Annotated in this window: 16 protein-coding genes; 7 read left to right on the forward strand and 9 right to left on the reverse strand. The window is 61.7% G+C overall.

Annotated features, from left to right (window positions below; genetic code table 11):
• Positions 1 to 195 precede the first annotated feature (195 nt).
• Entirely contained in the window at positions 196 to 798 is a 603-nt protein-coding gene (locus tag MQW23_RS10780; protein ID WP_252108099.1) for a hypothetical protein, read from the forward strand.
• Positions 799 to 1104: 306 nt separating this feature from the next.
• Here the strand turns inward: MQW23_RS10780 and gbcB are convergent, their stop codons facing one another.
• Positions 1105 to 2211, reverse strand: coding sequence for a glycine betaine monooxygenase reductase subunit (gene gbcB, locus MQW23_RS10785; protein WP_252108100.1), 1107 nt, complete (start codon positions 2209 to 2211; stop codon positions 1105 to 1107).
• Between the two features lie 364 nt (positions 2212 to 2575).
• Here gbcB and gbca point away from each other — a divergent pair, with 364 nt between their 5' ends.
• A complete protein-coding gene (gene gbca / locus MQW23_RS10790; protein ID WP_252108101.1) occupies positions 2576 to 3868 on the forward strand; it encodes a glycine betaine monooxygenase oxygenase subunit in 1293 nt (430 codons plus the stop codon).
• 106 nt (positions 3869 to 3974) lie between these two features.
• Here the strand turns inward: gbca and MQW23_RS10795 are convergent, their stop codons facing one another.
• A complete protein-coding gene (locus tag MQW23_RS10795) occupies positions 3975 to 4208 on the reverse strand; it encodes a hypothetical protein (protein WP_252108102.1) in 234 nt (77 codons plus the stop codon).
• Between the two features lie 216 nt (positions 4209 to 4424).
• Here MQW23_RS10795 and MQW23_RS10800 point away from each other — a divergent pair, with 216 nt between their 5' ends.
• The 3 genes from MQW23_RS10800 (at position 4425) to MQW23_RS10810 (ending at position 8912) form a co-directional block, all read left to right on the forward strand.
• Complete coding sequence (locus tag MQW23_RS10800; protein ID WP_252108103.1) at positions 4425 to 6002, forward strand: BCCT family transporter; 1578 nt, start codon at positions 4425 to 4427, stop codon at positions 6000 to 6002.
• Between the two features lie 183 nt (positions 6003 to 6185).
• Entirely contained in the window at positions 6186 to 7934 is a 1749-nt protein-coding gene (locus MQW23_RS10805) for a sodium:solute symporter family protein (RefSeq protein WP_252108104.1), read from the forward strand.
• A 90-nt stretch (positions 7935 to 8024) separates the two neighbouring features.
• Positions 8025 to 8912: a DMT family transporter gene (locus MQW23_RS10810; protein WP_252108105.1), complete on the forward strand. Its 888-nt coding sequence runs from the start codon at positions 8025 to 8027 to the stop codon at positions 8910 to 8912.
• 216 nt (positions 8913 to 9128) lie between these two features.
• Here MQW23_RS10810 and etfB read toward each other — a convergent pair whose 3' ends face one another.
• The 7 genes from etfB to gbdR form a co-directional block, all read right to left on the reverse strand.
• On the reverse strand, positions 9129 to 9938 hold the full coding sequence (gene etfB, locus MQW23_RS10815; RefSeq protein WP_252108106.1) for an electron transfer flavoprotein subunit beta: 810 nt from the start codon (positions 9936 to 9938) through the stop codon (positions 9129 to 9131).
• Positions 9928 to 11208, reverse strand: coding sequence for an electron transfer flavoprotein subunit alpha (etfA, locus tag MQW23_RS10820; RefSeq protein WP_252108107.1), 1281 nt, complete (start codon positions 11206 to 11208; stop codon positions 9928 to 9930). Before etfA ends, etfB begins: the two co-directional genes overlap by 11 nt.
• Positions 11205 to 13217 (reverse strand): (Fe-S)-binding protein, encoded by a 2013-nt coding sequence (locus MQW23_RS10825; protein ID WP_252108108.1) that lies wholly within the window; start codon positions 13215 to 13217, stop codon positions 11205 to 11207. Before MQW23_RS10825 ends, etfA begins: the two co-directional genes overlap by 4 nt.
• An 82-nt stretch (positions 13218 to 13299) precedes the next feature.
• Entirely contained in the window at positions 13300 to 15372 is a 2073-nt protein-coding gene (dgcA, locus tag MQW23_RS10830) for a dimethylglycine demethylation protein DgcA (protein WP_252108109.1), read from the reverse strand.
• A gap of 11 nt (positions 15373 to 15383) precedes the next feature.
• A complete protein-coding gene (locus tag MQW23_RS10835; RefSeq protein ID WP_252108110.1) occupies positions 15384 to 15917 on the reverse strand; it encodes a 4-vinyl reductase in 534 nt (177 codons plus the stop codon).
• Positions 15918 to 16007: 90 nt separating this feature from the next.
• Positions 16008 to 16985 carry a dipeptidase gene (locus tag MQW23_RS10840; RefSeq protein WP_252108111.1) on the reverse strand — a complete coding sequence of 326 codons (978 nt, stop codon included), beginning with the start codon at positions 16983 to 16985 and terminating at the stop codon, positions 16008 to 16010.
• A gap of 255 nt (positions 16986 to 17240) precedes the next feature.
• The gene (gene gbdR / locus MQW23_RS10845) at positions 17241 to 18380 is read right to left on the reverse strand and encodes a choline metabolism transcriptional regulator GbdR (protein ID WP_252108112.1); all 1140 of its coding nucleotides are present in this window, start codon (positions 18378 to 18380) and stop codon (positions 17241 to 17243) included.
• 343 nt (positions 18381 to 18723) lie between these two features.
• Between gbdR and mscL the strand changes: the two genes are divergently transcribed.
• Both mscL and MQW23_RS10855 read left to right on the forward strand, forming a co-directional pair.
• Positions 18724 to 19230 carry a large conductance mechanosensitive channel protein MscL gene (gene mscL / locus MQW23_RS10850; protein ID WP_252108113.1) on the forward strand — a complete coding sequence of 169 codons (507 nt, stop codon included), beginning with the start codon at positions 18724 to 18726 and terminating at the stop codon, positions 19228 to 19230.
• 69 nt (positions 19231 to 19299) lie between these two features.
• Entirely contained in the window at positions 19300 to 20955 is a 1656-nt protein-coding gene (locus tag MQW23_RS10855) for a hypothetical protein (RefSeq protein ID WP_252108114.1), read from the forward strand.
• The last annotated feature ends 10 nt before the right edge of the window (positions 20956 to 20965 follow it).

Raw genomic sequence — 20965 nt, forward strand, 5'->3', positions numbered from 1 at the left:
GTATCTGTAAATGGCGTACGCGGGCCATACATTTATGGTTATAAGTGCGACTGAACTTGGCTATGCGCTATATCAGGATGAGGGGTAGTGGTTACAGGCTAAAGTTAGGGTGCGGCGCTAATGATTTTTAGATACACTTTTTACCAGCATACCGCTTTTAGATAAATCAGTAATGAACATATTAGGCTTATTAGCATGGGTAATTTTGGCTATCGAGGTAAGCAAGTAGAGTTTTGGCAAGTTCAAGGCGAGGTCTTGGATACTGATCGCTACAGCGAAACGCACGTTCAATCTCAGGGCATTAATAACCGTTACTTGCGGGTGAGCCAAAGAAAATACCATGATTTTTGGGTCCGTGATGACGAGGGGAGGGAGCACTCCATTCAGCTTGAAGAGGTTAATGTACCGTTACGCCCTAAGCAGCGTATTACTCTTGTCTGTGCGAAGCGCCAAGATAAAAAGGAAGGGTTGATATGCTCGTTAGTTAATCACTCAACTGGCCAAGAACATGAAATAAGTTCTGGGCGAACAATAGAAAATAGGCTTAATTTAGAACATGTTACAGGTAAGACGTTGGTTCTTGCTTTAGTGGCTTTTGCGTTAGTTGTATATTTTACAAAACCATCAAGCGAGTATTTTGCATATCCATGGCGTATGGTTGAATGGAAGTGGGCATTCGTTGCGAGTGTTTCTATACTTATCTTGGGCGTTTGGCGAAAGTCGTTGCGTAAAGCCCGCGTTGCTAAAAAGATAAAGATGCATGTCGATAATATTGTTACTAGCATTCTTAAATGTTAGACATAATCAGTAGAGTTATAGTTTGATAGTGCCAAGTTATTTTGATGCTTTTAAAAATCGCGATACTGAGAGAAATGTTACTGTCCCAGCAATGGATAGTCAGTAATAAGACGGCCTGTCAGTCGAAGTATGGATGTTCGCCTTTAATGACAGCCCGAAGACTGGTGTCATGATCTGCAATGACTCCTGAGGCGAGGTCAGAAGTAATCCGTAGCGATAGGCTTTCGCCATGGATGGCGAAAGTAGCGCCCATGAACGGGTTCACAGCGCCCCGCTTAGGATTACTTCTGGCTGATTACGATTGCGTTAGAAGTCCACCACCAAGCTGCTCTTGGGCCGGCTGCAGCAGGTGAGGATGTAGCCCTCTTCGATGTCCTCGTCGGTGATGCCGCCGTTGTGCTCCATCTCGACCTCGCCGGACTTCAGCGATACCCGGCAGGTGCCGCAGATGCCCATACCGCAGGCCTTGGGAATGTGCAGGCCGAGCTTGGCCGCCGCGGCGTGGACCGTTTCGCCGGGCTGGATGCGCACGCTCTTGTTCGACTGGGCGAATTCGACGTTGAGCAGGTCTTCCGGCTCGGTCATCTCGGCTTCCACTTCGGCCTGCTCGGCAAGCTCCAGTACGTCCTCCTTGACGTCCGCCGGGGTCGCGCCGAATACCTCGTCATGGTAGTGGTCCATGTTGAAGTTGTTGGCGCGCAGAATCTCCTTGATGGCGTTCATGTAGGGCACGGGGCCGCAGCAGAAGATCTCGCGCTCCAGATAATCCGGCGCCATCATCTCGAGCATCGGCTGGGTCAAAAAGCCCCGATAGCCCGCCCAGGCCTCGCCGATGTCGTCCTTCTTCTCGCAGACGATGTGCAGCTTGAACTCGGGGATCCGCGAGAACATGTGCACCAGCTCGCGGTGGTAGATGACATCGCGCGGGGCGCGGGCGCTGTGGATGAACTCGACGTCCACGTTGGCGTTGGTGTCGAAGAACCAGCGCGTCATCGACATGAGCGGGGTAATGCCCACGCCGCCAGAGAGGAACAGCACCTTCTCGGCCGGGTAGTCGATGGAGTTGAAGTTGCCCACCGGCCCGTGAACCACCAGCTCGTCGCCCACCTTCAGGTTGGCGTGCAGCCAATTGGAGACGTAGCCGCCGGGAACCTGCTTAACCGTGATCGAGAAGCTGTAGGGAATCGAAGGCGAACTCGAGATGGTGTAGGAGCGCATGATTTGCTGGCCGTCGATCTCCAACTCCAGGGTCACGAACTGGCCCGGTTTGAAGAAGAACAGCACGGGCTGTTCGGCCATGAAACAGAACGTGCGAACGTCCCAGGTCTCCTGGATCATTTTTACACAGCGCACGTGGTGGCGGCCGTTGGTCCAGGTCTGGGTCGTGACGGGGTTGTAGAAGTTCATTGTCATCGTTATCTCAATATGGCCGAGCTTGCACGTTGCCTTCACCGGGTCCGTCCTTGCTAGCACGGTCCAGCACCATTCCCCTGCATTCTGGGTACGCGTTTAGGCGGCGGCTTACCTGTTAGCGACACGCACTTGTCTTGCGCCACCCCATGGGCGTTACAAATCGGTTTTCACGTCGTCGGCACGCTTAGCGATGTCGTCGGCAGATAACTCGGACTCGACACCCTGCACCACAATCCACCCCACAATGACGCCATCGCAGCGCCCGTACAACGCCAGGTGACGCCACTTAACAACAAGACAACGTAGTTTGGTCAATGACTGTGTCGCCGCCTTCGAGGCCGGCGGGTTTAAAAGGATATCTGGTATGAATAATTCGTCGGACTACACCCAAAACGATCCGCTGGCCGCCATGCGTGAAGAGACGGTCGGGATGCTCGAGTCGCGGGCGCGCACCTACTCCCTGCCGCAGCCGTTTTACAACGACGCGCGGCTGTTCGCGCTCGACATGGAAGAGATCTTCGAGAAAGAGTGGCTGTTCGCGGGCATGAGCTGCGAGATTCCGGCCAAGGGCAACTTCATGACCCTCGAGATCGGCAACAACCCGATCGTCATCGTGCGCGGCGGCGAAGGCCAGATTCACGCCTTTCATAACGTCTGCCGTCACCGCGGCTCCAGGCTTTGCACCACCGACAAGGGCAAGGTCGCCAAGCTCGTTTGCCCCTACCACCAGTGGACCTACGAGCTCGACGGCAGGCTTTTGTTCGCCGGCAGCGAAATGGGCGCCGACTTCGACCTGAACCAGTTCGGCCTGAAGCCGGTGCACGTGCGCACCGCCGGCGGCTTCGTGTTCATCAACCTCTCCGAGAACCCGGCGTCGATCGACGATTTCCTGGTCACGCTCGAGCACTACCTCGAGCCCTACCAGATGGATAACGTCAAGGTGGCGGTGGAGTCCAGCATCGTCGAGCAGGCGAACTGGAAGCTCGTGATCGAGAACAACCGCGAGTGCTACCACTGCAACGGCTCGCACCCGGAGCTTTTGAACTCGCTGATGGAGTTCGACGACACCGAAGACCCGCGCGCCACCGATAAGTACAAGGATCTGGTGATCCGCAAGCAAAACGACTGGAACGGCGAGCAGGTGCCTTGGCAGCTCAAGCGCTTCGGCAGCCGCAACCGCATCACCCGCACGCCGCTGCTCGACGGCGTGGTCTCCATGACCATGGACGGCAAGCCCGCCTGCAACAAGCTGATGGGCCGGCTGACCAGCCCGGACATGGGCTCGCTGCGTATCCTGCACCTGCCCAACTCTTGGAACCACTTCATGGGCGATCACTCGATCGTGTTCCGTGTGCTGCCGCTGGGCCCGCAGCAGACCATGGTCACCACCAAGTGGCTGGTGCACAAGGATGCGGTCGAAGGCGTGGATTACGACCCGGAAAACATGCGCCGCGTGTGGGACGCCACCAACGACCAGGACCGCAAGCTTGCCGAAGAGAACCAGCGCGGCATCAACTCGAAGGCCTACCAGCCGGGTCCGTACTCTGAAACCTACGAGTTCGGCGTGATCGACTTCGTCAACTGGTACGCCGATCGCATGCTGGAGAACCTGGGAAGCGAAGGCGTGCCGCTAACGCTTGCCAAGGCGCAGGGTTAAGCCGTCCAACCGGCCGCCGCATTAGGCGGCCGAAGACCCCAGCGGGCCGTGTGATCACTCACACGGCCCGTTTTTTTTAGCTTCAATGGACGATCAAGCGGCGCGCCTATAGGTGCGCCAGGTGGCGCTCGATGGCATCGCGCACCGCGGGCAGCACAATGTCCTGGCGGCTTGTGAGCTCGTCGACGAGCGCGGGAAGCCCTTCGACGGGGCACTCCTGGTGCGCTTTAGCGGCCAAGCGAGCGCTTTCGTCCGGATCGGCGTTAGCGGGGAGGTCAACCCCCAGCGCGATGAGCCGCGCGCGAAAATCATCCCCATCGACCAAATCGACAATCATCATGGCTGCACTCCTTTTTTAGTGGGCCGCGAAGGGGCGCGGATCGAGCGTTGAGTGTACGCAAAATCACGCGCCATGGGGGCTGCTGGACGCGGCTTTAGCTATGTCGAGGTCGGTTTTGAATAATCGCCTTTTGGCGTCTCGCTCAAGAATTTAGAAGCCGTGTCCGGCGGTGACGCGCCGCGTCAAATAATAAAGATTAAAACCTGAGGACAACCTATGAACCACGAGGAACCTGTCCTGACCCCTGGTCAGGACAACAAGCAGGTCATGGGGTTGGATTTTCATAACCCCGTCTTTCCCCTCTCCGCACTCGCCATTTTGCTGTTCATTCTCTACGCGCTGGTCTATCCCGATGCCGCCAATACCCATCTGGGACTGGCCAAGAATTGGTCGATCGAACACTTCGATTGGCTGTTCATGATCGCGGGCAACGTCTTCGTCATCTTCTGCCTGGTGCTGATCTTTTTGCCGCTGGGGCGCATTCGTTTGGGCGGTCAGGAGGCCAGGCCCGAGTACTCGCGCACCTCCTGGTTTGCGATGCTGTTCGCTGCCGGCATGGGCATCGGGCTGATGTTTTGGAGCGTGGCGGAGCCGGTGGCCTACTACACCGACTGGTACGGCACGCCGCTGAACACGCCCGCCAACACGCCGGAAGGCGCGAGCGCGGCGATGGGCGCGACCATGTTCCATTGGGGCCTGCACCCCTGGGCGATCTACGCCGTGGTCGGTCTGTCGCTAGCGTTTTTCGCCTATAACCGCGGTTTGCCGCTGACGCTGCGCTCGGCGTTCTACCCGATTCTGGGCGAGCGTACCCGCGGCTGGGCGGGGCACATCATCGATATCCTCGCAGTGCTGGCAACCATCTTCGGTTTGGCCACCTCGCTTGGTTTCGGCGCTACCCAAGCGGCAGGTGGGCTTGCTTACCTGTTCGAAGTACCCAACACCATCGGCACGCAGCTTGCGATTATCGTTCTGGTGACGGTGGTCGCGCTGATGTCGGTCTGGCGCGGGCTCGACGGCGGGGTGAAGCTCTTTTCGAACATTAACATGGTGATCGCCGCCATTCTGCTGATCTTCGTGATCGCCGCTGGCCCGACGCTGGCCATTCTGACCGGCATCGGCACCACGGCGATGGATTACGCCAGCCATCTGCTGCCGCTGTCGAACTGGGTCGGCCGCGACGACGATACCTGGTACCACGGCTGGACCATCTTCTACTGGGCCTGGTGGATCTCCTGGTCACCGTTTGTGGGCATGTTCATCGCGCGGGTCTCGAGAGGCCGCACGGTGCGCGAGTTCCTGATTGCGGTATTGCTGGTGCCGACGCTGGTCACGCTGGTGTGGATGAGCGCCTTCGGCGGCACGGCCCTGTTTCAGGCGGAAAACGGCATCGGGGAGCTTTCCAACGGCATTAGTGATGTGTCGCTGGCCATGTTCCACATGCTCGAGCAACTGCCGCTGACCTCAATCACCTCGACACTCGCCATCGTGCTGGTGCTGGTGTTCTTCATCACCTCGTCGGACTCGGGCTCATTGGTGATCGACAGCATCACCGCCGGCGGTAAGACCGACGCGCCGAAGGGCCAGCGGGTGTTCTGGGCCGCGCTCGAAGGCGTGATCGCAGGCGTGTTGCTTTACGGCGGCGGCAGCACCGCGCTCACCGCGCTGCAAGCCGGCGCCGTGGCCACGGGCTTGCCGTTCACACTGGTGCTATTGCTGATGTGCGTAAGCCTGTTCATGGGCTTGCAAAAGGAGTGGCGAGAGCTCAACGCCATGCCGCGCATGGCCGGATAGTTCCGCGTGTAAGCCAGAAAGGCGCCCCTCGGGGCGCCTTTCTGCATGGGGGCGTGTCGTAATTTCGGCATCCGCTGGCGCGGGTAGCTAAGAGGCAGCTTATAAAGCGCTGCATCATGCAGGCAGGGAATCCGCAGGCGCTGCCTGCGCATCGATAATATCAACAACTCAACGGCTGCACTCATGATCTACACCGTCGCGATACTGCTGAGCCTGATCGGCTACTTCGTTATCGGCCATTTGGCCGGCCGACGCGTCAAGGGCCTGGACGACTACCTGGTCGCCGGGCGCAACGCGCCGACCTTCTTCATTCTGGGCACGCTGGTGGCAAGCTACCTGAGCACCAGCGCCTTTCTCGGCGAGACGGGCTTTGCCTACCAGGGCTACCCCTTCGTCATGCTGATCTTCGCCGCGATCAGCACCTCCGGGTGCCTGCTGGGCGCGTTGGTATTCGGGCGCTATTTGCGCCGCAGCGGCGCCAACACGGTGCCGGAGTTCTTCGGTAAGCGCTTCGCCTCGGGCAAGGTGCAGGTGATTGCGGGGCTGACCACGATCATCGGTCTGGGCGCGTATCTTTTGGGCGTGATGCAGGGCGCGGGCATCATGTTTTCAGAGCTGACCGGCATGCCCTACTGGGTGGGGCTGGTGCTGGTGTGGGCGACCTATACCGGTTTCATCCTGTACTCCGGCTCGCCCGGCGTCATGCTCACCGATACCATCATGTTCGTGATCTTCTCGCTGGCAGCGCTCGGTGGTTCGCTCTACGTGATCAACGATCTCGGCGGCTGGAGCGGTGTGGTCGAGGGGCTGTTGACTCAGTCCGACAAACCCGGGATCGCGCTGTGGCACGGCGTGCTCGAGGGCCCGGACGCCACGTTCTCCTCGCCCGGCGAGGCGCTGATCTGGGGCGTTACCCTCGGCCTTGTTTGGGCGGCGGTGCTGGCGGCGAGCCCTTGGCAGTCGAGCCGCTACCTGATGGCGCGCAACGAGCACGTGGTGATGCGCTCGGCGATGCTGACCGCGGTGGCGCTGGCCGTTTTCTACGCGCTGATGATGGTGACCGGCGCGGCGATCAATCTTTATGACACGAGCCTGGACCCGGAGCGCTCGATGGTGTGGGTGGCGCTCAATATTCTGCCGACCTGGCTTGGCGTGGTGATTCTGACCGGCGTGTTCGCCGCCGGGCTCTCGTCGTGCTCGACGTTTTTGTCGATCATCGGCTTTAGTATCTCCAACGATATTCTGAGCGCCTCGCAGGACGAAGCCTCGGCGATGCGTAAAAGCCGTTTGGCGGTACTTGCCGCGGGGCTGATCGCGCTGATTCTGGCGCTGTTTCAGCCGCCGGCGGTGATGTCGGTGGTGTGGTTCGCCGCCACGCTCTTCGCCTCTTCCTGGGGGCCGGTGGCGCTTCTGAGCATCTGGAGCAAGCGCATCACCGCCGCCGGTGCGGGCTGGGGGCTGGCGGTCGGTTTTGGCGGCAACGTCGCCATCTCGCTGATGGTGCAGGCCGAGTGGCTGTCGCTTCCGGTCTATCTGCACCCGGTGCTGATCAGCACGCTGATGGCGCTGGTGGCTATCGCCATCGCCTCCCGGCTGACCCGCGTAAGCCAGGCCGAGCGCGAGTATCGGGCGTTCTTGCACACCTTCGACGCCCAAAGCGTGAGCGGCTGGGTTTCCGGCACGCGGTTGATCGCGCTGTGCACCATGCTCTCCGGGGTGGCCATTGGGGTATTTTTGTGGCGCCAGTACGCGGTGACCCTCGACGGCTTCGCCGCGCAGTTCGGCCTAAGCGCCGGGGCAGTGCAGGGCGCTTACGGGCTGGCCATTGGCTGTGGCGTCATGTTATTGCTGGCCGGCGGCGTCGGCTTTTGGCTGGTGCGCCCGAAAGGCCGGGGGCACGCGGCGCGTATGGCGGTATCCCCGGGCCGCTAGCCGTCGAGGCGTCCGCGCCTTGCCATCACATCCTCAGCGACCGCTCGCCTTTTGGCGGGCGGTTCGTTTTTTTGATCGGGAGTCAGTGTCATGCAAACCAGTACCTACCAGCGCGGCCTGATGATCGTCATTCTGGGCGTCGTTTTTCTAAGCTTCGACGGGCTGTTGATTCGCCTGGCCGCAACCGACGGCTTCACCATCGTGTTCTGGCGCGGCTTCTTGATGCTTTGCGTGCTGGGCGCACTCTGTTTGGTGCGCCAAAAACTTTCGACGCTGCGCGTGCATCCGGTGGCCTCGCTTGCATCGGCCACGCTGCTGGGGCTGATATCGGCGCTGTTCGTGCTGGCGGTGATGAATGCCAATGTGGCCAACGTGGTGGTGATTTTGAGCACCGCGCCGCTGTTCGCCGCGATTTTCTCGCGCGTGTTTCTTGGCGAGCGGGTCGCGCTTCGCACGCTGATCGCCATCGCGCTGTGCATGCTGGGCATGGGGCTGGTGTTTTTCGGCGAGGGGGCGGCGGGGATGCTGGTGGGCAACCTATTCGCGCTGGCCGCGGCGCTGGCGATCGGCGGCAATCTCACGGTGCTGCGCCGCTACCCGCGTATCGATACGACCACCGTGATCGCCGGCGGCGGGCTTTTGTCCGCGGCGATTGCCTGGCCGATGGCATCTCCGCTGGCTCTCCAAGCGCCGCAGTTTGGCGTGCTGGCGCTGATGGGCCTCGTTCAGATGCCGCTGGCGACCGTGTTGATCAACAGCGCCACGCGCTATCTGCCCTCAACCGAGGTGGCGCTTTTCTATCTGGTGGAAACCGCGCTCGGCACGCTCTGGGTGTGGTGGCTCTTGGGTGAAGAGCCTACCGCCTCGACGCTTGCTGGCGGGGTGCTGGTGATCACCGTGCTGATGGTCCACGCCGGGGTCGGTCTTAAGCGCGAACGGCAAAGGCTGCGACTCTATCAGGAGGTGGTAGGAAAGTAGGGCGACGCAATGTGGTCTCGTGCCGGATGCAAGCAGCCCTACGCGGGGGCGCCATGAATACTTCCCTGTAGGCTACTTTCGCCTTCCCTAGCGAAAGACCCCCGCTACGGACTACTTCCATCCTCGTGTGTTGCCTTGACCCTCGACCTTGTAGGCGCACCACTAAAAAGCCCGCCGTAATGGCGGGCTGAAAGGTACTACCATGAAACGGGGCGTTTAGCGCAGCACGCCTTCCTCTTTCAACAGCTTGAAGATTGCTTCGGCGCCCTGTTCCGGGGTGACGTCGTTGAGCGTCTGCCCGCCGCCGCCGTCCGCCTTGGCGGCGGCGGCCTTGAAGCGGTCCCGCGCCGAAGAGGATTTTACGATCTTGAGGCGTTTCGGGCGCTTACGCGCCGGGTGGAACTGCCAGCTGGCCAGCGTCTCATCAGTTTCGCTTTGTGCCTCGCTTAGCGCAAGCTCGCCGCGCCTGGCCGGGCCAAAGGCGCTTTGGCGCGCCGCCGGGGCGCTGGTATCGATCGTGGCGATCGCCGGCAGGCGAATGCGCAGGCGCCGGCGCTTGCCGCGGGGCAGGGCCTGGAGCACCACCGCCGTGCCCTGCTCGACCTTCTCGACCGCGGCCAAGCTGGTGATGATCGGCCAGCCCAGCGCTTCAGCCAGCTGGTAGGGCAGAAGGCCCGAGGCTTCGCCGGTTTCCGCGCGGCTGCCGGTTAGAATCAGTTGGGGGGCATCGTGTCGAAGCGCCTCGACGAGTGCCGGGATCACGTCGGCGTTCTCGCTTTGCTCGATTAGCCCGATATGGTCGATGCCCATGCCGAGGTAGCCTCGCAGGGCCTCTTCCTGCTCGCTTTCGTGCTGGCCGGCGTGCAGCAGGCGCACAGAGGCGTTCTCCAGGGTGAGCGCCATTTCCACCGCGCGGGCGTCCTGGTCGGCGCGCCGGGCGCGGGCGGTCAGCGGATGGCGGCCGATCGAGACCAGTACGGCCACGTCGAGTGACGCGCTTTGTTTGGCGGGGGCGTTAGGCGGCATCGCGGTTCTCCTGTTGCTCGGCGCGGTACTGCTCGACCCGCGCTACCAGCGCCGCGAGCACCGCGCTGGCGTCGCCAATCACGGTCAGGTCGGCGCGTTTGGCCATGTCGCAGCCTTCGTCGAGGTTGACGGCAACGACCTTGTCGCAGCTTTGAATACCTTGCAGGTGCTGGATGGCGCCGGAAATGCCGATGGCCACGTAGACCCGAGCGGAAACCCAAGTGCCGGTGGCGCCGACTTGGCGGTCGCGGGGCATGTAGCCGTCGTCCACCGCCACCCTCGAGGCGCCCTTGGTCGCGCCGAGCACGTCGGCGGCGTGGTGGTAGCCGTCCCAATCCTTGACGCCGTTGCCGGCGGAGAGAATGAACTCGGCTTCGGCAAGCGAGACGCTTGCCGGGTCCACCGCGACTTCGCCGAGATCCTCGATGCGCCCGAGCACGTCGGGAAGCCCCTGGCCAAGCGCGATGGGGTCAGCGGCGTGGCGGGTTTCGCTGATCGGGTCGGCGCACTCGGCCAGTGCCAGCACCACTCGGGGCAGCTCGCGATGAACGTCGTGGCGGCCCGCGCCGGCGCGGGCGGTGGCCCGCCAGCCGGTCGCGCTGTCATTGCTGGCTTCGACCTGCCACACCTGAGCGGCGGGGCGCTCGCCAAGCCTGGCGGCCAGGCGTCGGCCAAGCTCGCCGCCGCCCAGGGCGGAGTCGGGCAACAGCCAAAAGCGCGGAGCAAGCTCGCGCTCCACGCTTTGAAGCGTGGCCACCTTGAGCTCAGGCAGGTAGCCCGAGAAGCGCTCGCCGTCTAGGTGCAGCAGCCGGTCGATGCCGGCCTCACCGAAGGCGCTCTCCTTGTGCTCGCCAAAGACCACCGCGAGTACCGCCCCCGGGCTTGCCGGGTCGGCGTCGGCGAGTTGGCGGGCCAGGCCCAGAAGATCGCGATCGTGGGCTGACAGGCGCCCGCCAGCCATGTCCGGCACTACGGCCACGATAAAGGCCGGGGCATCGATGGTGACGTTCTGACGAGTGTCCTTGGCCGCAGCGCTGTGCGCTGGGGCCTGGGCGGCCTGCTGGGCGCCGCTTCTATCGATGCGGCGTACGCCGTTGGGGCCGATGAAGCCGACCGCACGCGGGTCGCGGCGCATCACGCCGTTGGGCCCCATCCACTCGGTGGGGCGGGCGCCGCCGCCGAGTTCGGCAATTACGCTCTGATGCTGCGGATGCAGGCGGTTACGGGCGATCCACTCCTTGCGGGGGTCGCGGCGCAGAATGTCGCTCATGAGGTTTCCTCCAGCGCAGGGGCGGGGTCGGCCTTGGCCTGCGCCGCTTTATCGGCGGCGGTGTCGATTATCAATGCATCGGCGACCAGCTCGGCGATGTCCTTGATGCCGGCGCGCGGCTCCACCACGCCTTCGAGCATGGCGGTGCACTGCGGGCAGCCCACGGCGACCAGATCTGCGCCGGTTTCACGCACGTCTTCCATGCGCATGTCGGGAATCCGCTGCTTGCCGGGAATGTCGGTGATCGGCGCGCCGCCGCCGCCGCCGCAGCAGCGCGAGCGGTAGCCGGAGCGGGCCATCTCCTTGATTTCGATGCCGAGCGCTTTCAACACATCGCGCGGCGCCTCGTACTCGCCGTTGTAGCGGCCGAGATAACACGGGTCGTGGTAGGTGACGCTGCCGCCTTTCCACGCCTTGAAGCTGAGCTTGTTCGCGCTGACCAGTTCGCTAATGAACGTGCTGTGGTGCTGCACGTGGTAGCTGGACGGGGCCTCCGCGGTGCCCAGCTCGCCGTACTCGTTTTTGAGCACGTGGAAGCTGTGGGGGTCGCAGGTGACGATGCGATCGAAACGGTAGCGGCTCATGGTCTGAATGTTGCGGCGGGCCAGCGTCTGGAAGGTCGCTTCGTCGCCCAGGCGGCGCGCCACGTCGCCGCTGTCGCGCTCTTCATTGCCGAGCACGGCGAAGTCGACGCCTGCCGCGCGCAGCACGCTGATGAACGCGCGCAGGGTGCGCTGGTTGCGCATGTCGAACACGCCGTCGCCGAGCCACAGGAGCACATCGGCCTCTTTCTTGTCCGCCATCAGCGGCAGGTTCAGATCCGCCGCCCAGTGCAGGCGCGAGTCGGGATCGAAGCCGCCGGGGTTGTCGGTGGCGATCAAGTTATCGAGCACCTCGGCGCCCTTGTTGGGGGTGTTGCCGTGCTCCAGCGTCAGAAAGCGGCGCATGTCGACGATGGCGTCGACGTGCTCGATCATCATCGGGCACTCTTCCACGCAGGCGCGGCACGTCGTGCAGGACCAGAGCGTTTCAGGATCGACCAGCGCGGTGCCTTCGCGGGCGACGATTGGACCAAAGGGGTCGCCCTGGTGCTCGCCGACCGGCTTGCCGGGGTAGGGGGAGCCTGCGTAGTTGGCGTCACTGCCGCCGGCCATACCGACGACCATGTCTTGAATCAGCTTTTTCGGGTTGAGCGGCTGGCCAGCGGCAAAGGCCGGGCAGGCGGCTTCGCAGCGCCCGCACTGCACGCAGGCGTCAAAGCCTAAAAGCTGGTTCCAGGTGAAGTCGGCGGGCTTTTCGACGCCGAGCTTGGCGCTGTCATCGTTGAGTTTCAGCGCTTTCAGGCCGGTGGAGCGGTGTTCGCCGCCGGTCTTATCGGAAAAGCGCTCCGGGCGGCGGTGGTACGCCAGGTGCAGGGCACCGGCGAAGGCGTGCTTCATCGGCCCGCCCCAGGTCATGCCAAAGAACATCTCGCCCAGGCCCCAGACGATGATGGCCGCGAGCACCAGAGCGGCGATCCAGCCAAGGCCTTCCTGGAACACGCCGTCGGGCAGAATGCCGGCGGTGGGCAGCGTGATCACGAACATGCCGATCGAAAACGCCATCAGGCTTTTCGGCAGGCGCATCCAGGGCCCTTTTGATAGCCGCGAAGGCGGCGGGCTGCGGCGTTTGGCGACGAGAATGCTGCCAATGAACATGCTGGTGGTGGCGGCCAGCAGCACCCAAGCAAGGATCGCGCTGTCCAGGCCAACGCCGTGGACGATGATGGCCAGAAGCGCGGCCAGCACGAAGCCGCCAGCGGTGGCGACGTGAGTGTGAGAGATATACTTGTCGCGCTCGACGACGTGGTGCAGGTCGACCAGGTAGCGCCTGGGAACCTGCATGAGGCCCTTGAGTACGGGCACGGAAGAGGGCCGCCCTTGGCGCCATAAACGAGCGCGGCGAACCGCGCCAATGGCGGCAAGCGCCAGCGCAGAGAACAGCAGGATGGGTAACAGGATATCGAGCATGGCGTCTCTCCTCTCAGAGACACCGTAAGGACTACACCGCGGACCATAAGGCCCGCGGTGGTCGGCTTACAGCGTTATTGTGTCAGAAGTCCTTGCACAGCCGCAGCGCGTCATAAATGGCTGCATGCGTGTTGCGTGGCGCGGTGCAATCCCCCAGGCGGAACAGTGCGAAACCGTCGCCGCTTTGCGAGAGGCTGGGTTGGGGTTTGATCGCGTAGAGCGCTTCGATGTCGGTCTGGCCCTTGTTGCGCGACTGGTGCTTGAGCGCGTAGTAGAGCGCCTCGTCCGGACGCACGCCGTTTTCGACCACGACCTGGTCGACCACGCGCTCCTCTAAAGCCCCTGTGTACTCGTTTTCGAGCACAGCAACCAACGACTCGCCTTCGCGATACACCTTATGCAGGGCGAGATCCGAGGTCATGATGACCTCTTTCTCGTACAGGCTTCTGTAGTAGGTGGGGAAGGTGGTGCCACCCACCGCCGCACCGGGCTTGATGTCGTCGGTGACGATCTCGACTCGACAGCCTTTATCCGCCAGGTAGTCCGCCGCAGAAACGCCGGAGAACTCGCAGATGGTGTCGAAGATCAGCACGTTCTTGCCAGGCTCGACGCGCCCTTCGAGGATGTCCCAAGTGCTGACGACCAGACTCTTGTCGGTATCCGCGTCATAGCCCCACTCCGGTACCTGGGAGAGAAACGGCTGGCCGCCGGTGGCGAGAATCACCACGTCTGGGCGCAAGTCTTTAATAGTCGCTTCGTCCGCCTTGGTGCCCAAGCGCTGATCGACACCCAGCCGGTTGAGCTCGAGCTGATACCAGCGGGTGATGCCGGCAATCTGATCGCGCTGCGGTGCTTTTGAGGCAATGGTGATCTGCCCGCCGATTTGATCTTTCGCTTCGAACAGCGTCACATCGTGGCCGCGCTCGGCACACACGCGCGCCGCTTCCATGCCGCCGGGGCCGCCGCCGACCACCACGACCTTACGCGTCGGACCTTCTGTTTTCTCGATGATGTGCGGAAGCCCCATGTACTCCCGCGACGTCGCGGCGTTCTGGATACACAGTACATCGAGGCCCTGGTACTGGCGGTCGATGCAGTAGTTGGCGCCGACGCACTGCTTGATCTGATCGACCTGGTCGTTCTTGATCTTGGCGATGATGTGCGGGTCGGCGATGTGGGCGCGGGTCATGCCGACCATGTCGACGTAGCCGCCTTCGAGAATCCGCTGGGCCTGGTTGGGATCCTTGATGTTCTGGGCGTGGATGACCGGTACGTTGACCACTTCCTTGATGCCCGACGCCAGGTGCAAAAACGGCTCCGGCGGGTAGGACATGTTGGGAATGACGTTGGCGAGCGTATTGTGGGTATCGCAGCCGGAACCGACCACACCGAAGAAGTCGATTTTGCCGGTCGCGTCGTAGTACGCCGCGATGCGCTTCATTTCCTCGTGGTCGAGGCCGTCCGGGTGGAACTCGTCGCCGGTGATGCGCATGCCGACCGTGAAGTCGTCGCCAACCTCGGCGCGCACCGCCTTGAGCACTTCCATGCCAAAGCGCATACGGTTTTCAAAGGTGCCGCCCCAGTCGTCGGTACGCTTGTTGACCCGCGGGCTCCAGAACTGGTCGATCAGGTGCTGGTGCACCGCGGAGAGTTCGACGCCGTCGAGGCCGCCTTCCTTCGCCCGGCGTGCGGCCTGGGCGAAGTCGCCGATGATGCGCCAGATCTCTTCTTCTTCGATGGTCTTGCAGGTCGAGCGGTGAACCGGCTCGCGGATGCCGGACGGCGAGACCAGCGTCGACCAGTCGAAACCGTCCCAGCGCGAGCGCCGGCCCATGTGGGTAATCTGGATCATGATCTTGCCGCCGTGCTTGTGCACGGCATCCGCCAGATTCTGGAAGTGCGGAATGATGCGGTCGGTGGAGAGGTTCACCGAGCTCCACCAGCCCTGGGGACTGTCGATCGAGACGATCGACGAGCCGCCGCAGATGCAAAGCCCGCAGCCGCCCTTGGCCTTCTCTTCGTAGTACTTGACGTAACGATCGGTGGTCATGCCGCCGTCGGTGGCGTGCACCTCGGCGTGAGCGGTACTGACTACGCGGTTACGGATAGTGTGCTTGCCGATCTGAATCGGCTTGAACAGTGCATCGAATGCCATGACGTCGACCCTCAGTGCTTGGGCGTTACAACAAACAGGCCGTGGTCACAGCCTTCCTCGGCGCCGCTTTGCGTCTGCTCGGCTACCGTACGAAGGTCGCTTCCTCGCGCCGCCAAAATCTGGTCCATGGCGCCGGCGAACCAGCCGGTGAACATGTACTCGATCTTGCGGTTGACCTTACCCATTTGATACACGAAGGCGCTGTGCTCGAGGCGCACGCGGGCGGTGCCGGCGTCCAGGTCGATCTCCTCGGTCTTGAAAAGGCCCCAGCCGCGCTGGGAAAGGCGCTTCATGTAGTGCTCGAAGACGTCAACGCCTTCAAGGCCGTGCAGCTCGGCCTCCTTTTCGCACCAGTGCCAGGCGCTCTTGTAGCCGGCGTGGTAGAGGATCTCAGCGTATTTCTCCGCGCCCAGGGCCTCTTCGACGGCCATGTGGTTGTTGACGAAGAAGTGGCGCGGTACGTACAGCATCGGCAGCGCGTCGGTCGTCCAGATACCGGTTTCGCTGTCGACGTCAATTGGAAGTTCGGGAGCTGTCTTGGTCACGGTGGTCATCCTTAAAACTTGTACTTGTTCAAACAAGAGAGGGTCATGGGGGCGGCGCTTTTTTGAATCGACTCGCCCCGTTTGAAATCGTTACTCGCCCCAAACGTCTTTCAGCGTGCGCACCCAGTTCTCGCCCATGATCTTGCGCACCTGGTTCTCGCTCAGGCCGCGCTTCAAAAGCGCCTCGGTCAGGTTGGGGAACTCGCCGATGGTACGGATGCCTTCCGGGTTGATGATCTTGCCGAAGTTGGTTAGGCGGCGCGCATAGCCCTTGTCGTGGGTCAGCCACTCGAAGAAGTTCTGGTCGTGGCCTTGGGTGAAGTCGGTGCCGATGCCGATAGCGTCTTCGCCGACGATGTTCATGATGTACTCGATCGCTTCGCAGTAGTCGTCGATGGTGGAGTCGACGCCTTTCTTGAGAAACGGTGTGAACATGGTCACGCCGACGAAACCGCCGTGGTCGGCGATGAACTTGAGCTCTTCATCGGACTTGTTGCGCGGGTGCTCCTTGAGCCCGGACGGCAGGCAGTGTGAGTAGCACACCGGTTTTTTGGACTCCAGGATGACTTCCTCGGAGGTCTTCGCGCCGACGTGAGACAGATCGCACAGCATGCCGACGCGGTTCATTTCGGCAACGATTTCGCGTCCGAAGCCGGAAAGCCCGCCGTCGCGCTCGTAGCAGCCGGTGCCGACCAGGTTCTGGGTGTTGTAGCACATCTGCACGATGCCAACGCCGAGCTGCTTGAACACTTCGACGTAGCCGATCTGGTCTTCAAAGGCGTGGGCGTTCTGGAAGCCATAGATGATGCCGGTCTTGCCCTCTTCCTTGGCGCGGGTGATGTCGCGGGTGGTGCGCACCGGGCGAACCAGGTCGCTGCACTCTTCCATCAGCTTGTTGGACGCGACGATGTTGTCGACGGTGGCCTTGAACCCTTCCCACACCGAGACGGTACAGTTGGCCGCCGTCAAGCCCCCACGGCGCATGTCTTCCAACAGCTCACGGTTCCATTTGGCGATGATCAGGCCGTCGATGACGATGGCGTCTTGGTGCAATTCAGAAGGGGTCATAACGAGGCTCCAGGGTTGTCCATGACGGGGAGCATAGCGCTGGGCCGGGGTCGCGCTGCTCCTGGAAACGACGACGAAAATTCCAAAAGCGTCACGCTGCGCCATGAGCGCGTCGCACGCGTAGCAAAGTTCACGATTAAACGGTATGACGTGCTGGCGTCAGAAGGAAAATCGCGGAGCGCAGCCAACGAGCGCGCACAAAAAAGCGGCCGCGCGGGCCGCTCTTGCGACGTTTCGATCGCTTTTTGGTGTGGGTCAGTTCATCAGCGGCACGCTTGCAAACGTCGGCTCGCCCTGGGCGTAGGCCAGCGCCAATAGTGCACTCGAGGTGGGTTCGCCGCCGACGGGCTCCACGCCCCAGTGCTGTATGAGCGGCGCGTTCTTGATCTGCGCCGTTTGGCGCGACTGCGAGCCCAAGCGCTCGTCTCGGGGCGGAATGCCAAAGCATTCGCGGTAGCACTTGGAGAAGTGCGGGGTAGAGACGAAGCCGCATACCGAGGCGATCTCGATGATCGAAAGCGATGTTTGTTTCAACAACTGACGCGCGCGCACCAGTCTAAGCTTCAAGTAGTACCGCGACGGCGAGCAGTGCAGATAGCGCTGGAAAAGCCGCTCGAGCTGGCGCCTGGAGACGTCCACGTAGCTTGCCAGCTCGTTGAGCTCCAGGGGCTCCTCGAGGTTGGACTCCATCAGCGCCACGATATCCAGAAGCTTGGGCTGGGTAGTGCCCAGCACGTGCTTGAGCGGCACGCGCTGCTGGTCCTGCTCGTTGCGCATGTGCTCGTAGATGAACATCTCCGAAATACCCGCTGACAGCGCCTTGCCGTGGTCGTGGGCGATCAGGTTGAGCATCATGTCGAGCGGCGCGGTGCCGCCGGAGGCGGTGAAACGGTCGCGGTCGATGGAGAAAAGCTTGGTAGTCAGCACGATTTTCGGGAAAGCTTCCTGAACCGAGGCCAGACACTCCCAGTGAATACTGGTTTCGTAGTGATCCAAAAGCCCCGCCTTGGCCAGCGCCCAGCTGCCGGTGCAGATCGCGCCCAAGTGCTTTAACTGACGCGCCTGGGTCTGAAGCCAGTGGATGTGCTCGCGGCTGACGCTATGCTGCGGGGCGACGCCGCCGCAGACGATGACCCAGTCGAGCGCCAGCGGCGCCTGCATGGCGGCGTCCGGCGTCACGTTGAGTCCGTCGCTGGCGCGTACCGGGGCGCCGTCTTGGGTCAGCGTATACCAGCGATAAAGCTCGCGGCCGGCCAGCTGGTTGGCCATGCGCAGGGGTTCGATCGCCGAGGCCAGGGAGATCAGAGTGAAGTTGTCCAACAGCAAAAAACCCAGTGTTTGCGGTGCGCTGGGGCGACCTGCGGGGGCGCAGGATGTGATTTGATCGGATGTCATGGTCTGGTACCTCTTATCACCGAAACGTCTGGAGTTTTTCTTGTTATAGGTATGGGTTACTGGCGTGTTGTTATGCTCCCCGAATGAGCTTTTAAGCTATCCACCTGCATAGTGGCACGAATGCCTCTTATACTGACAAAGCAATCTTGTATACGATGCGCGCGCTGTCGTAAACGGAACTCTATATGTCGCTTTGAAGGCGGAATAATGCGGTTTTCTCGCACTTGGAGAAAAAATGCAACGCATTTTGAACACCCCATGTCGCTTTCGTAAGTTATTGAGCCCGAAGGTTTTAGGCTCGAAAAGTTATATGCTCATAAGCCATTAAAAAAGGAATGCTGAAATGTCGGGATTTTTCAAGGAGTTTCGCGAGTTCGCCGTTAAAGGCAACGTGATCGATATGGCGGTGGGGATTATCATCGGTGGCGCGTTTACGCTCATCGTTCAGCGGCTGGTGGCGGATATCATGAATCCGATCATCGGTTTGCTGGTCGGCGGCATCGATTTTTCGAATATCTTTATCGTACTGCGCGAAGGCGCGGTAGCCGGGCCGTATCTGACGCTGGACGCCGCTCAACAGGCGGGGGCGGTGACGCTCAACATCGGGCTGTTTTTGAACGCGGTGATCAGCTTCGCTATCGTCGCCTTCGTGGTCTTCATGCTGGTGCGCACCATCAACCGGCTCAAGCGCGAAGAGATGGACGAGCCCAAAAGCCCGGTAGAGAAGTCCTGCCCCTACTGCTTCATGACCGTGCCGATCAAGGCGAGCCGCTGCGGCCACTGCACCTCGACGCTGTCCAGCGCCAGCGCTCCCGAGACGTCCTCGAGCGCGCCGAAAACCACATCCTGATCGGCTAATTTAGAAAATGAATTAAACGCGCTACTATCCTCGACGAACTATCGTCCAAAGGAGACGCGCGTGCCCTTCTTACGTCCATCGCTTACTGTGGCGCTCAGCATCGCCGCGGCCCTACCCGCGGCGATGCTGTTTTCAAACGCGACCGCCCACGCCGAGGGCTTCGACCCCGCCCTTGGCGATCAGCGCCAATACTTCGTCGGCCTGCGTCTGGGCGCGGATTCGCCGGTCCTGCAACGCGAGGACCGCTATATCGAAAGCGTAATGCGCTACCGCGTCGATACGGACGTGGATGCGGTGATGGCTTTCGATATCGAACCGCGCTATCTCATGATCTCCGCCCCCTATTACGATGTGCTTTTCGATAGCGCCAGCCCCGAGACCTTCGAGACGGCCATCGCCAGGGCGATGGCCGCGGGGTTCGAGCTCCAGGCGGACTCGCGTGGTCACACGACGATGACCGCCCACGACTCGAACGCCTGGCAGGCGCTGTCCACCGGCCAGGATGACCTGAATCCCGAGCAGTTCACCCGAGCCTTCGGCGTCCCCGGCATCATGGCTGAGTTGCCGCCGACGGTGGGCGCAACGGTCACGGTCGGCGGCCTCCACCCGCTGAGCGATGTGACGCTGACCGTGACCGAGGTCACCGACCAATGGATCACGGCGGACCTCTCTCCGGCGGATAAGGCCGAGCCCGGTGACTGGCCGCTCCCCGGGGGCGATGTGGCGGTTAGCCTAAGCAAGCTCGAGGGGCGCGTGAAAGTCGAGCGTGATACCGGATGGATCGAGTCGCTGGCGCTGTTCGCCGAGCAGACCGGCCAGTACCAGGGGCAGGCCGTGACCATCCCCTTGACCTTGGCCATGCAGGCACTTGACGACGAGGCGGCGCTGGGTGAGCACGCACCGAGTATGCTGTACCACTTCGAAACCTTCGCCGACCCCAGCGAAGAGGAGCCGGGTCAGGAGCACTACGATTTGGACTTGCCGCAGCGCAAGGAGGCACTGACGGCGCGAAATCCTCGACAGCCCGACGACGTTCAAAAGGTGTTTCCAGAGCGCGAAGGGCGTTTTCGTATCGACGTTGACCAGAACGCGCTGACGTTGCGCGTGCCGATTCATCTCGAAGAGCGCCAGTTTGCCGGCGGACTCAGTCTGAATGCGCTGACGCTTCAGGGTGCCGATGGTGAAGCGCTGGCGCTACCGCTACGTGTGACCAGCAATCATCAGGTCAATAGCACTCAGCGGGGCCAAGCGATCGAGATCACCCTGCGGCCGCTGGGCTGGGAGAGCGTTGACTGGAGTACCGTTCAGGGCGTGACCGCCACGCTTGCCTATCGACCGGTCACGGTGGAAGAGCACCTGTTCATTGAGCTCGGTGACGAGCCCACTAGCGTCCAGCGCGGGGACGCCGTGGCCCGAGCGATTCCGATTCCACAGACGAGTGGCGAGTGGCATTTAGAGCTCGGCAACCGCCGCAACGCCTTCATTCCCGATAACAGCACCCTTCATGGCGATATCCGCGTCTACAATACCAACCTTCGCTATGACGCCTCGCTTCCCCCCACCCCGCGCTCCTTGATTGAGGGCGTGTCGTTCCCTTACGCCCATGACTTCCAGCTGAAAATCGAAGGTGACGCGGATCGTCTTCCCCTGGTATTAACGCCTTTTGCGCAAGAGGTGCAGGCCTTCGATATGACCTTCACTCCGGCATCGCCGTAGCGAAAAAACG

This window comes from Halomonas sp. S3-1-1 (assembly GCF_023757625.1).
Lineage (GTDB): Bacteria > Pseudomonadota > Gammaproteobacteria > Pseudomonadales > Halomonadaceae > Vreelandella.